The organism is Micromonospora sp. NPDC093244 (genome assembly GCF_040683695.1).
Taxonomy (GTDB): domain Bacteria; phylum Actinomycetota; class Actinomycetes; order Mycobacteriales; family Micromonosporaceae; genus Micromonospora.
In genome coordinates, this window is record NZ_JBFBEO010000007.1 from 78,304 (window position 1) to 90,757 (window position 12,454).

10 protein-coding genes are annotated in these 12,454 nt (G+C 73.4%); 7 read left to right on the forward strand and 3 right to left on the reverse strand.

Annotated elements, in window-relative coordinates; genetic code table 11:
- Window positions 1-18 precede the first annotated feature (18 nt).
- The gene (locus tag AB0N27_RS26495; RefSeq protein ID WP_364375257.1) at window positions 19-366 is read left to right on the forward strand and encodes a hypothetical protein; all 348 of its coding nucleotides are present in this window, start codon (window positions 19-21) and stop codon (window positions 364-366) included.
- Between the two features lie 7 nt (window positions 367-373).
- Here the strand turns inward: AB0N27_RS26495 and AB0N27_RS26500 are convergent, their stop codons facing one another.
- Both AB0N27_RS26500 and AB0N27_RS26505 read right to left on the reverse strand, forming a co-directional pair.
- Window positions 374-1,108: a peptidase E gene (locus tag AB0N27_RS26500; RefSeq protein ID WP_364375260.1), complete on the reverse strand. Its 735-nt coding sequence runs from the start codon at window positions 1,106-1,108 to the stop codon at window positions 374-376.
- Window positions 1,109-1,181: 73 nt separating this feature from the next.
- The gene (locus AB0N27_RS26505) at window positions 1,182-1,679 is read right to left on the reverse strand and encodes a hypothetical protein (protein ID WP_364375263.1); all 498 of its coding nucleotides are present in this window, start codon (window positions 1,677-1,679) and stop codon (window positions 1,182-1,184) included.
- Between the two features lie 189 nt (window positions 1,680-1,868).
- Here AB0N27_RS26505 and AB0N27_RS26510 point away from each other — a divergent pair, with 189 nt between their 5' ends.
- The 6 genes from AB0N27_RS26510 to valS all read left to right on the forward strand — a co-directional run bounded on the left by AB0N27_RS26510 (window position 1,869) and on the right by valS (window position 11,725).
- Window positions 1,869-3,269 (forward strand): FAD-dependent oxidoreductase, encoded by a 1,401-nt coding sequence (locus AB0N27_RS26510; protein ID WP_364375266.1) that lies wholly within the window; start codon window positions 1,869-1,871, stop codon window positions 3,267-3,269.
- A gap of 95 nt (window positions 3,270-3,364) precedes the next feature.
- Entirely contained in the window at window positions 3,365-4,852 is a 1,488-nt protein-coding gene (locus AB0N27_RS26515) for an AlkA N-terminal domain-containing protein (RefSeq protein WP_364375269.1), read from the forward strand.
- A complete protein-coding gene (locus AB0N27_RS26520; protein ID WP_364375272.1) occupies window positions 4,849-5,358 on the forward strand; it encodes a methylated-DNA--[protein]-cysteine S-methyltransferase in 510 nt (169 codons plus the stop codon). Before AB0N27_RS26515 ends, AB0N27_RS26520 begins: the two co-directional genes overlap by 4 nt.
- A gap of 37 nt (window positions 5,359-5,395) precedes the next feature.
- Window positions 5,396-7,234: an ABC transporter ATP-binding protein gene (locus tag AB0N27_RS26525; protein ID WP_364375275.1), complete on the forward strand. Its 1,839-nt coding sequence runs from the start codon at window positions 5,396-5,398 to the stop codon at window positions 7,232-7,234.
- Window positions 7,231-9,105 (forward strand): ABC transporter ATP-binding protein, encoded by a 1,875-nt coding sequence (locus AB0N27_RS26530; RefSeq protein WP_364375277.1) that lies wholly within the window; start codon window positions 7,231-7,233, stop codon window positions 9,103-9,105. The genes AB0N27_RS26525 and AB0N27_RS26530 overlap by 4 nt, the downstream gene beginning before the upstream one ends.
- A 55-nt stretch (window positions 9,106-9,160) precedes the next feature.
- Window positions 9,161-11,725 carry a valine--tRNA ligase gene (gene valS / locus AB0N27_RS26535; protein ID WP_364375279.1) on the forward strand — a complete coding sequence of 855 codons (2,565 nt, stop codon included), beginning with the start codon at window positions 9,161-9,163 and terminating at the stop codon, window positions 11,723-11,725.
- A 51-nt stretch (window positions 11,726-11,776) separates the two neighbouring features.
- Here valS and AB0N27_RS26540 read toward each other — a convergent pair whose 3' ends face one another.
- On the reverse strand, window positions 11,777-12,421 hold the full coding sequence (locus AB0N27_RS26540; protein WP_364375282.1) for a hypothetical protein: 645 nt from the start codon (window positions 12,419-12,421) through the stop codon (window positions 11,777-11,779).
- Window positions 12,422-12,454 lie beyond the last annotated feature (33 nt).

Genomic DNA, 12,454 nt, shown 5'->3' on the forward strand with positions numbered 1-12,454 from the left:
TCTGGCAAGGTGGCAGACGTGCAGACGACGTTGCAGTTCCTCATCATGGTCGACGGCCCGCTCACGGCGGCGGAGCTGCTCGACCTGATCCGCACCCGGCTGCCCGACGCGGTGCCCTACCGCCGGGACTCGGTGGACGTCCGGGGCAACCTGCTGGAGATCAACCCCAACGAGGACGCCAACCCGCAGCTCGCCGCCACCGACGAGGACGACTACCTCTACTTCCGGTGGCGGGTGGAGCTGACCCCGATGGACCGGACGGTCGACGAGGCACACCAGATCGCCCTCGCCCGGGAGCTGCTGCGCGCGATCGAGGGGCCGCAGACGCGGGCGACCGTGTGCGCCGCCTTCGAGGACCGGGTCTGACCCGCGCTCAGCCGAGCAGACGGGGAGCGATGACCGCCTCCCGCACACTGCCGTCCGCGCCGCGGCTCACCTCGTACGCCGAGACGCCCTCGCGGTCCGCGATCGCCTCGACCAGTTGGGTCCCCCGGTAGACGAGGCCGACACCGTCGTCGGTGCAGTGGCTGGTGGGCAGCGTCCCGTCGCCGACCAGCTCGTGCATCAGCGGTCGCCGCTGGGCCTCGCTGTCGTAGTGCACCCCGTTGCCGTACGGCAGCCAGGCCAGCCCCTCGGTGAAGCCGCGCAGTCGGGGGCCGAAGCTGTCGGTGGCGCCGCCCACGTGCCAGCAGATCGAGCCGGCGGAGACGCCGGCCAGCACCACGCCGGCCTGCCAGCACTCGTGCAGGATCTCGGGGAGCCCGTGCACCCGCCAGACGGCGACGAGATTGGCCACGCTGCCGCCGCCCACCCAGACAATGTCCTGGGCGAGCAGGTGGGCGCGGACGTCCTCGACGTTCGGCATCGGGAAGAGGGCGAGGTGCGACAGCCGGAACCGGGTGTCGGCGAACGCGCCGTACACGGCGGTCAACGAGGTGGGCTGGTCGCCGACGGCCTGCCCGAGGTAGCACACCCGGGGCTGCTCCCCGGCCTGGGCCAGCTCCGCCGCCAGCTCGAAGACCGGGCTGGGACGCATGTCGTACGGCCCTCGGTCGCTCCGGAAGAAGCCCATGCTGGTGGCGATGATCGTCGGGTCGCTGGCAGGCATTCGTCGTCTCCTTCGTCGGTGCTGACGGCGTCCATCCTGCCGCAGCCCACACCCGGCGCGGGGATGACGCTGCTCAGCAGGCCCGGCGCTGGCTGGGCACCACCACGGCGTCGGCCGGCAGCCTGTCGAGGGGCGACTCACCCGCGGGCAGGTGCGCGGCTGCGGCGCGCGGCAGGGTGAACCGCTCGGGCGCGGCCGGACCGGCCGCGGTCGACTCCCGGAGCATCCACAGCACCTCGTCAGTCGTCCAGCCCAGGCTCGGGCGACGGGCGATCTCCCGGAGCAGTCGCCTGCCGACGCGGGTGTCGTCGTCGTAGAACCGCATGCACCAGTGGTGCGTCCACATGCCGAGCGCCCGCAGACCGGCGTCGTCGAGCGAGTGGGCCAGGCGACCGCAGGCGGTGTCGGCGAATGGCCGCTCGATGTCGCCCGCCCGGTCCCGTTCGAGGGCACCGACCGCGGCCGGCCCGACGGCCCGCATCCGGCGGTAGAAGGACTGGGCCACCGCCCGGGGCAGCGGCGGGAACGCGCCAGATGTCGACGCCGCCGCCCGACCCGCCACGCTCGCCATCGCCGCACCCCTTCTTGAATTGGTGGCCGGACGTTACCCGGGACGACTGACACTTCCGGGCGGAAACCTCCCGCGGATCAACGGGTTCGCGGCACCGGAGACCCTGTCGTGACGCAGACCTCCTGATCACCGTGGCGGGAACGGGCGGTGGAGGTGGGAGGGTGGCGAGGCAGAGCAGAGGAGACAGCGATGACCACCCTGGCCCGGGTGCCCGACTCACTCACCGGGCAGCTCGTCACGCCCGGCGACCGTCGGTACGCGCAGCTGCGCTCGACGTACACGACCACCGCCTCACCGGCCGCCGTCCTGCTGCCGAAGACCACCGCGCAGGTGGCCGACGCGATCCGCTACGCCCGGGAGCAGCGGCTGCCGATCGCCGTCCGCAGTGGCGGGCACGGCCTGTCCGGCGTCTCCTCGAACAACGGCGGCCTGGTCATCGACCTGTCCATGCTCAACCGGGTGCGGGTGCTCGACGAGCGCGCCGGCCTGGTCCGGGTCGAGGCGGGCGCCCGCTGGGCGAACGTCGCGAAGGCGCTGGCACCGTACGGCCTGGTGATCAGCTCGGGCGACCACGGCGGCGTGGGAGTCGGCGGCCTGGCCACCGGCGGTGGTGTCGGCTGGCTGGTCCGCGCCCACGGGCTCACCATCGACCGCGTCCGCGCGGTGGAGGTGGTGCTCGCGGACGGGACGCTGGTACGCGCCGACGCCCAGCACGAGCCGGACCTGTTCTGGCTGGTCCGGGGCGCCGGTGCGGGGGCGGGGATCGTGGTGGCGTTCGAGATCGAGGCCGTCGAGCAGCGCAACGTCGGGGTGGCGCAGCTCGTCGTCGAGGCGCACCCGGACGGCCGGACCCTCCGCGAGTGGGCGAGCTGTCTGGCGCAGGCCCCCCGGGAGCTGTCCGCGGCCGTCGTGCTGTTCGCGGAGGGGCGCTCGGCGCTGATGTCCGTCACCGCCGTGGTCGCCGCCGAGAGCCTGCGCCGGGTCCGCCCCGTGGTGGAACCGCTGCTGGCCATCGGCAAGCTACTCGAACACCGGACCGACCTGCTGCCCTACCCGACGTTGGTGCCTACCGCACACCTGCACCCGAACGTCGGACAGCAGCGGGGCACGACCACGAACGGCCTGTTCAGCGGGCTGGACGACGGCGGAGCACGGGCGTTGATGCGGGCGGTGACCGGGCCGGGCCGGGCGGTACTCCAGCTCCGCTCGCTGGGCGGGGCGGTGAACGACGTCCCCGCGGACGCGACGGCGTACCCGCACCGGCACCAGGATGTCCTGGTCGTGGCCTCGGTGTTCCCGCCGCAGGGCGACGCGGCGCTGGACACCGCCTGGCGGGGCGCCGCAGGTCGGGCCGACGGCGCGTACGTCAATTTCGAGAGCCGGCCGGACCCGGCGGCGTTCGCCCGGATCTACCCGGGCGAGACGGGCGCGCGGGTGCGGCGGCTCTGGCGACGGTACGACCCGGACGGCGTGTTCCGCTCGCCCCTGCTGACGGCGCGACCCCAACGGTCGGGACAGCAGGTACGGTCCGGCCGGCCGGCGCGGTCCGGGCAGGCGCGGTCCGGTCAGCCGCACCGGCGTCGCCGCTGAGCCTCACCCGCCTGGCGGTACGCGCCGGGGTCGGCCCACACCCAGGTCCGATTCCCGCCAGCCGACGGTCGGGTGAGCGGGGCATCATCGGTGACGTGGAGATGGACTTCGAGCGGTGCTACCGGGCCGTGGACAGCCGTGACCAGCGGTTCGACGGCTGGTTCTACACAGGCGTGACGTCCACCGGGATCTACTGCCGGCCGTCCTGCCCGGCGACCACACCCAAGCGGCAGAACGTCCGGTTCTTCCCGTCCGCGGCGGCGGCGCAGGGTGCCGGGCTGCGCGCCTGCCGCCGCTGCCGGCCCGATGCCGCACCCGGCTCGCCGGAGTGGGACGTCCGCGCCGACGTGGTCGGCCGGGCGATGCGGCTGATCGCCGACGGGGTCGTCGACCGGGGCGGCGTACCGGGGCTGGCGGCCCGACTCGGCTACACCGAGCGGCACCTGCACCGGATGCTGCGCGCCGAGATGGGCGCCGGACCGCTCGCGTTGGCCCGTGCCCAGCGGGCGCAGACAGCCCGGATCCTGATCGAGACGACCGGACTCGGGATGGCCGAGATCGCGTTCGCTGCGGGTTTCGGCAGTGTGCGGCAGTTCAACGACACGGTCCGCGAGGTGTACGCGAGCGCCCCGTCCGAGCTGCGCGCGGCCCGTGGCCGGCAGCAGGCGGCACGCGGCGCGGGGACCATCTCGCTCCGTCTGGCGTACCGGCCGCCGCTGCACGCCCGGGCGCTGCTGGACTTCCTCGCGCTGCGGGCGCTGCCGGGCGTGGAGGAGGTCCGCGACGGGACGTACCACAGGGGGTTGCGGTTGCCGCACGGCGTCGGACAGGTGGCCCTGACCCCGGCGGACGGGTACGTGGCGGCGACGCTGCGCCTGGCCGACCTGCGCGATCTGGCGCCGGCGGTGGCCCGCTGCCGCCGGCTGCTCGACCTGGACGCGGACCCGGTGGCCGTCGACGGGACGCTGGCCGCGGATCCGGCGCTGGCGCCGGCGGTGGCGGCGGAGCCCGGAATCCGGGTCCCCCGGGCGGTGGACGGCTTCGAGATGGCAGTCCGGGCCGTGATCGGCCAGCAGATCTCGGTGACGGCGGCAAGAACAACACTGACCCGTCTGCTGAAGCAGGTTGATCATGAAGTTGTCGCAGGCGATGTCTGCGCGTCGGGACAACAACCTCGTGATCGACACGTCGAGGGCCGGAGCGACCTGCGGGGGTTCCTGAGCGCGGAGGAACTGTTGTCGGTGCCGGACGCCGGGTTCGGGATGCCGGCGGGGCGGCGGGAGACCCTGCGGGCGTTGGCTCGGGCGGTGGTGGACGGGTCGGTCGACCTGGCGCCGGGGGGCGACCGGGAGGAGACCGTACGGCGGCTGCTGGCCCTGCCCGGCATCGGCCCGTGGACGGCCGGCTACCTGGCCATGCGTGCCCTCGGCGACCCGGACGTCTTCCTCGGAACCGACCTCGCCGTCCGGCGCGGCGCGGCAAGGCTCGGCCTGCCCGACGACCCCACGACCCTCGACGCGTACGCCGACCGCTGGCGCCCCTGGCGGTCCTACGCCACCATCAGACTCTGGAGAGCGGCATGAGCATCGACAGCACCGTTGTGAACACCCCGGCCGGCCCACTGAGCATCCTCGCCGGCCCGGACGGCGACGTGCGGGCGGCCGGCTTCACCCCGGACCCGGCGGCACTGCTGCCCCTGGTCCACCCGACGCTGCGGGCACCCCTGCGGCTGCGGGACGACCTCGGCCCGATCAGCACGGCCGTCGAGTCCTACCTGGACGGCGACCTGGCCGCTATCGACGCGGTGCCGGTACGGCAGCACACAAGCGGCGCGTTCATGGCACACGCCTGGCAGGTGCTGCGCGAGGTGCCCCCGGGCACCCCTGTCACCTACACCGGGTACGCGGCGCTGGCCGGTCGACCGCCGGCGGTGCGGGCCGCCGCGGCCGCCTGCGCCCGTAACGCCGCCGCGCTCTTCGTGCCCTGTCACCGGGTGCTGCGTACCGACGGGACGCTCGGCGGCTACCGCTGGGGGTTGGACGTGAAGACGTGGCTTCTCGGTCACGAGCGACGGCTGACAGCAAGCTGACACAGGCATCGACAGGTATTGACGCTACCGTCGGGTGGTGCCTGCGGAGAACGACGGCGACCCGGCCGCCCGGGCCGTCGCGGGTCCCCACCCGGTGCACAACCTCTGGCGGCTGCGCCGCTACCTGCGCCCGTACGCCGTCGAGTTCGCCTGGCTGCTCGTCGCGGGTCTCGCCGGCACAGCGGCCGGGATCGCCGTACCCCTTGTGGTGCAGCGGGTGGTCGACGGCCCGGTGGCCGGGCGCGAGCCCGGTGCGCTGATCCAGCTCGCCGGTCTGGCGCTGCTGCTCGGCGTGGTCGAGGCGGTGCTCATCTTCATCCGCAGGTGGGTGCAGTCCTCGTCGGCGGTGGGCATGGAGGCGGCCCTGCGCGCCGACGTGTACGCCCACCTGCAGCTGTTGCCGGCGAGCTTCCACGACCGCTGGCAGTCCGGCCAGTTGCTCTCCCGGATCACAAGCGACCTGTCGGTGATCCGCCGGTTCCTCTCGTTCGGCGTGTTCTTCCTGCTGCTCAACGTCACCACCTACGTGGTGGTCGTGGCCCTGCTCGTGCATCTGCACCCGGCGCTCGGGTTGCTCGTCGCGGCCAGCGGGGTGCCGCTGCTGCTGATCAGCCGTCGGTTCGGCAGGCACTACCACACGGCTTCGCGCCGGATGCAGGACCAGCAGGGCGACGTGGCGACACTGGTCGAGGAGACCGCGCAGGGGCTGCGCACCATGAAGGCGTACGGCCGGGGGCCCGAGCTGGCCGCCCGCTTCGCCGGTGGGGCGCGGACGCTGCACGACACAGGCGTGGGCAAGGGCCGACTGCTGGCCAACACCTCGGCGCTGCTCGACCTGGTGCCGAACGTGACCCTGGGCGTGGTGCTGGTCGCCGGGGCTGCCGCCGCCGCGCGGGGCGCGCTCACCATCGGCGAGTTGGTGGCGTTCGTGAGTCTGCAACTGATGCTCATCTGGCCTGTGCAGTCGCTGGGTTGGATCATCGCCAACGGCCAGGAGGCCGCCACCGCGGCCGACCGCATCCAGGAGGTGCTGGACACCCCGCCGCAGATCGTGGACGCCCCCGACGCGCTGGCGCTTCCCCGCGACGCGGTGGTCGGCCGGCTCCGCTTCGAGAAGGTCTCGTTCCGCTACCCGGGTGCCGCCGCCCCGGTCCTGCGCGAGGTCGACCTGACCATCGAGCCGGGCGAGACCGTGGCAGTGGTCGGCGCCACCGGCTGCGGCAAGAGCACCCTGCTCTCCCTGGTGCCCCGGCTGCACGAGGTGACCGGGGGCCGGATCACCCTGGACGGGCACGACCTGCGTGACCTGCGCCTGGACTCGCTGCGCCGGCTGGTCGGGGTGGCGTTCGAGGAGCCGACGCTGTTCTCCATGTCGGTCCGCGAGAACCTCACGCTGGGACGCCCGGACGCCGACGACGACGAGGTACGCGCCGCGCTCGCGCTGGCGCAGGCGGAGTTCGCGTACGACCTGCCGTGGGGGTTGGCCACCAGGGTGGGTGAGCAGGGGCTGTCCCTCTCCGGAGGGCAGCGGCAGCGGCTGGCGCTGGCGCGCGCCGTGCTCGGCCGACCGGCGTTGCTGGTGCTTGACGACCCGCTGTCCGCCCTCGACGTGCACACCGAGGCGCTTGTCGAGGCGGCTCTGCGGCGGGTCCTGCGCAGCAGCACCGCCCTGCTTGTCGTACACCGCCCGTCGACCATCGCGCTCGCCGACCGGGTCGCCCTGCTCGCCGGCGGACGGATCACAGCGATCGGCAGGCACTCCGACCTGCTGGCCACGGTGCCCGCGTACCGGGCCCTGCTCGCCGCCGAACCATCGTCCGGGGAGCCACCGCCGGCCGCGTCCACGACGGACGGATGGGGCCTGGTGCGCTCGTGACGCAGGAGGCCGACCCGCCACCCGGGGAAGAACCGGAGCTGACCCGGTGGCGCGGCACCGCCACCGACCCGGAGGCCGACCGGAGCCGCGCCGAGGACAGCAGCCCGGAGGCGGTGGCACGGCTGCGCCGCCTCAGCCGCACCCTGCTGGGCGACCTGCTACGCCCACACCGGCGCCGGCTCGTCGCCGCCGTCGCTCTGCTGCTGGCGCAGAACGCCGCCGCGATGGCCGGCCCGTACCTGGTGATGGTCGGCATCGACAGGGGCATCGCGCCGCTGCGGGACGGGGATGCGGTCCCGCTGGCCGCCGTCGCGGGAGCGTTCGCCGCCGCAGCCGTCGGCGAGTACGCGGCCCGCCGGGGCTTTCTGACCCTCTCCGCCCGGATCGGCCAGGCCGTCCTGCTGGACCTGCGGCAGCGCGTGTTCGGGCACTTCCTGGGGCTGTCGGTGGGCTTCCACGAGCGGTACACGTCAGGCCGCATGGTCTCCCGGCTCACCAGCGACCTGGACTCGATCGCCGAACTCGTCAACGGCGGCATCGACAGCCTGGTGCTGGCCGCCCTGTCGATCCTCTCGGTGGCCGCCATCCTGCTCTGGCTGGACCTGCCGCTGGCCGCCGTGACACTGCTGGCGTTCCCGTTCCTGTTCCTGCTCTCCCGCTGGTTCGCCAAGGCGTCGGCAAGCGCGTACCGGCGGACCCGCGAGGCTGTCGCGCTGGTCATCGTGCACTTCGTCGAGTCGATGCGGGGCATCCGGGCGGTGCAGGCGTTCCGACGGGAGCCCCGCAACCAGCGGATCTTCGTGGCGCTCGGCGACGAGTACCGGCAGACCAGCCTGCACACGTTCCGGCTGATCGCCACCTACTCCCCCGCGATCAAGCTGATCGGCAACGTCACAGTGGCGGTGGTGCTCTGCTACGGCGGCTGGCGTGTGCTCGGCGGACGGACCGAGGTCGGTGTGCTCGCCGCGTTCCTGCTCTACCTGCGCCGCTTCTTCGAGCCGATGCAGGAGCTGAGCCAGTTCTACAACGCGCTCCAGTCGGCCACCGCCGCGCTGGAGAAGCTGGCAGGTGTCCTCGACGAACGGCCCGCCGTCGCCGAGCCGGCCCGGCCGGTGCCGCTGCCGACCGGCCCCGGTCGCGGCGAGCTGGCGTTGCGGGCGGTCTCCTTCGGCTACCGCCCGGACACCCCGATCCTCGACAGGCTGGACGTGACAGTGCCGGCCGGGCAGACCGTGGCGCTGATCGGCCCGACAGGCGCCGGCAAGTCGACGATCGCCAAGCTGGTCGCCCGCTTCCACGACCCGGACACCGGCACGATCCGCCTCGACGGGGTCGACCTGCGCGACGTGGCCGACGCCGACCTGCGCCGCGCGGTGGTGCTGGTGACCCAGGAGAACCACCTGTTCAGCGGGAGCCTGGCGGAGAACATCAGGTTCGGCCGACCCGGCGCCGACGACGACGCCGTGCGGGCCGCCGCCCGCGCCATCGGCGCGCACGAGTTCATCGCCGCGCTCCCCGACGGGTACGCCACGCAGGTGCACAGGCGCGGCGGCCGGCTCTCCGCCGGGCAGCGGCAGCTCGTCGCGTTCGCGCGGGCGTTCCTCGCCGACCCGACAGTGCTGATCCTGGACGAGGCGACGTCGTCGCTGGACGTGCCCACCGAACGGCTGGTCCAGCGGGCGCTCGGCACCATCCTGCGCGACCGCACCGCCCTGGTGATCGCCCACCGTCTCTCCACTGTGGAGACGGCCGACCGGCTCCTCGTCGTCGACGGCGGCCGGATCGTCGAGGACGGCCCGCCCGCCGTGCTGGCCGAGGCGGAAGGCCGGTACGCGGCCCTGCACCGCCAGTGGCGCGACTCGCTTGTCTGACCCGGCGATGCGCAACTGCGTGGCCCGGCCCCCTGGTGATGCCTACGATCGCAGGATGACCGACACGGCGAGAACGGCCCGCGCCGGTGTCCCCGACCGTCCGACCCTGGACGGGCTCGAGGAGACCTGGGCGCGCCGCTGGCAGGAGGAGGGCACGTACGCGTTCGACCGCACCAGGCAGCGGGCCGACGTGTACGCCATCGACACCCCGCCGCCGACCGTATCGGGCGAGCTGCACATGGGGCACGTCTTCTCGTACACGCACACCGACACCGTCGCGCGGTACCAGCGGATGCGCGGCAAGGCGGTGTTCTACCCGATGGGCTGGGACGACAACGGTCTGCCCACCGAGCGTCGCGTGCAGAACGTGTACGGGGTGCGCTGCGATCCCGCGTTGCCGTACGACCCGGTGTGGCGGCCACCGGCGACGCCTGTCGACGACGCGGCACGCCGCGACCCCACACCACTGTCGCGGCGCAACTTCATCGAGCTGTGCGAACGGCTGACGGTCGCCGACGAGCAGGCCTTCGAGGCGCTGTGGCGGCGACTTGGGCTGTCCGTGGACTGGTCCCTGACGTACACGACGATCGGTCGGGTGGCCCGGGCGACAAGCCAGCGGGCGTTCGTGCGCAACCTGCTGCGCGGCGAGGCGTACCAGGCGGAGGCGCCGACGTTGTGGGACGTCGGGTTCGCCACCGCTGTCGCGCAGGCGGAGCTGGAGGACCGGGAACGGCCCGGCGCGTACCACCAGTTGCAATTCACCACTCCCGACGGGCGCGCGGTGCTCATCGACACCACCCGACCGGAGCTGCTGCCGGCCTGCGTGGCGCTTGTCTGCCACCCGGACGACGAGCGGTACGCCGACCTGGTGGGCGGTACGGTGCGCAGCCCGCTGTTCGGCGTCCAGGTGCCTGTGCACGCCCATCCGCTCGCCGACCCGGCCAAGGGCACAGGCATCGCGATGGTCTGCACGTTCGGCGACCTCGCCGACGTGACCTGGTGGCGTGAGCTGCGACTGGACACCCGGGTGGTGATCGGTCGGGACGGCCGCCTGCTGCCCGAGCCGCCGGCCGGGGTGCCGGCCCAGCCGTACGCGGCGCTGGCCGGGCAGACAGTCAACGCGGCCCGCCGCGAGATCGTCGGGATGCTTGCCGACGCGGGCGACCTGATCGGCGACCCGCGCCCGATCACCCACCCGGTCAAGTTCTACGAGCGGGGCGACCGGCCACTGGAGATCGTCTCGACCCGGCAGTGGTACCTGCGCAACGGCGGCAGGGACGCCGACCTGCGGGCGACGTTGCTGGCCCGGGGCGGGGAGCTGCACTGGGTGCCGGCGCACATGAAACAGCGCTACGACAACTGGGTGGGCGGCCTGACCGGGGACTGGCTGGTCAGCAGGCAGCGCTTCTTCGGGGTGCCGGTGCCTGTGTGGTACCGGCTCGACGACACTGGCGAGCCGGACTGGTCCCACCCTCTCACGCCTGACGAGACGGCGCTCCCGGTCGACCCGTCCAGCGATCCGGCGCCCGGCTACGACGAGTCCCAGCGCGGCCTGCCGGGTGGCTTCATCGGCGACCCCGACGTGCTGGACACCTGGGCCACCTCGTCGCTGACCCCGCAGATCGTCGGCGGCTGGGAAACCGACACGGACCTGTTCGCGCGGGTCTTCCCGATGGACCTCCGCCCGCAGGGCCAGGAGATCATCCGGACCTGGCTCTTCGACACCGTGATCCGGTCGCACTTCGAGCACGGGGTGCTGCCCTGGCGGGACACCGTGCTGTCCGGTTGGATCCTCGACCCCGACCACAAGAAGATGGCCAAGTCCAAGGGGAACGTGGTGACCCCGCTGGCACTGCTGGAGCAGCACGGCTCGGACGCGGTGCGCTACTGGGCGGCAAGCGGCAAACCCGGCACGGACCTGGCGTTCGACCCGGCCCAGATCAAGGTCGGCCGGCGGTTGGCCACCAAGCTGCTCAACGCGTCCAGGTTCGCGCTCGGGTTGGGTGCCGCCGACGCACTGCGCACCCCGGCGACGGCCCCGCTGGACCGGGCCATGCTCGCCGAGCTGTCCACCGTCGTCACGGCGGCCGGCACCGCCTTCGACGCGTACGACCACACGACCGCGTTGCAGGTGACCGAGGCGTTCTTCTGGCGGTTCTGCGACGACTACATCGAGCTGGTCAAGGAACGCGCGTACGGCGCCGGAGCGGCTGCCGACTCGGCACGGGCCGCGCTGGCGTCGGCGCTGTCGGTGCAGTTGCGACTCTTCGCCCCGGTGCTGCCGTACGTCACCGAGGAGGTCTGGTCGTGGTGGCGGTACGGCTCGGTGCACCGGGCGCCGTGGCCCACCACGCACGAGGTGGCCCGCACGATCGAGGGGACGGGTGAGCCGGCGCTGCTGCGGCTCGCCGGTGACGCGTTGAGCCAGGTGCGACGGGCCAAGTCGGAGCGGAAGCTGTCGATGAAGGCCGAGGTGCCGCTGGCCGAGGCGCTCGGCCCGGCGGCGCTGCTGGAGCAGCTCACCCTGGTCGCCGACGACCTGCGGGCGGCCGGCCGGATCGGCAAGCTCGACCTGCTGCCGGACCGCACCCCGGAACTCGTCATCGCCTGCGCCTTCTGACGACCGCCGTCCGCCGCCGCCCACCCCCCGGGGGCGGCGGCGGACGGGGAGTCACCAGCCGCGCAGGAACCGCAGGCCGAGCAGGATCGCGACCACGGCGGGCCCGACCAGCAGGGTGATCGCCTGGAGCCGATACGGCATCCGGTGCCGGGTCAGCTCCACCGCGTTGCCCAGCACTATCGCCCCGGCCAGCATCATGAACGCACCCCACCAGCCGGTCTCCAGGTGGATCAGCTCCACCCGGATCAGCAGCAGGGTGAGGCCGACCAGCGCGCCGGTGAGCGCGAGCAGCGCCACCGCCCGGTGCAGGCCGCGGGCCAGCGGATGGGCCGCCCGCCAGCCGTACGTGCCGGCCACCGCCAGGCAGGGCAGCACCACCAGCAGCGGCCATCCCCGACCCATCACGCCGAACATCAGCAGCGCGCCCACCGCGAACACCAGGGTGCCCACGCAGGCGATGACGTACCCGGCGAAGGCCCGACCGCCACGGCGGGCCAGCAGCGGGCCGCCGCTGGCGGCGATCAACGCGGCCGGGATCAGGATGAAACCCGCCCACCAGTGGAACCGTCCGCTGCCCTGGGCGGCCGTCGCGACCGTGGCGCAGGCCAGCCCGGCGACCGCCAGGCTTGTCAACCAGGGCCGGCTGCTCCGGGAGTACGGGTCAGACAAGGACATCCGCTCCGCTTCGACGCTCACGCCCACCAGCGTGGCCCGTCGGCCCCGGGGCCG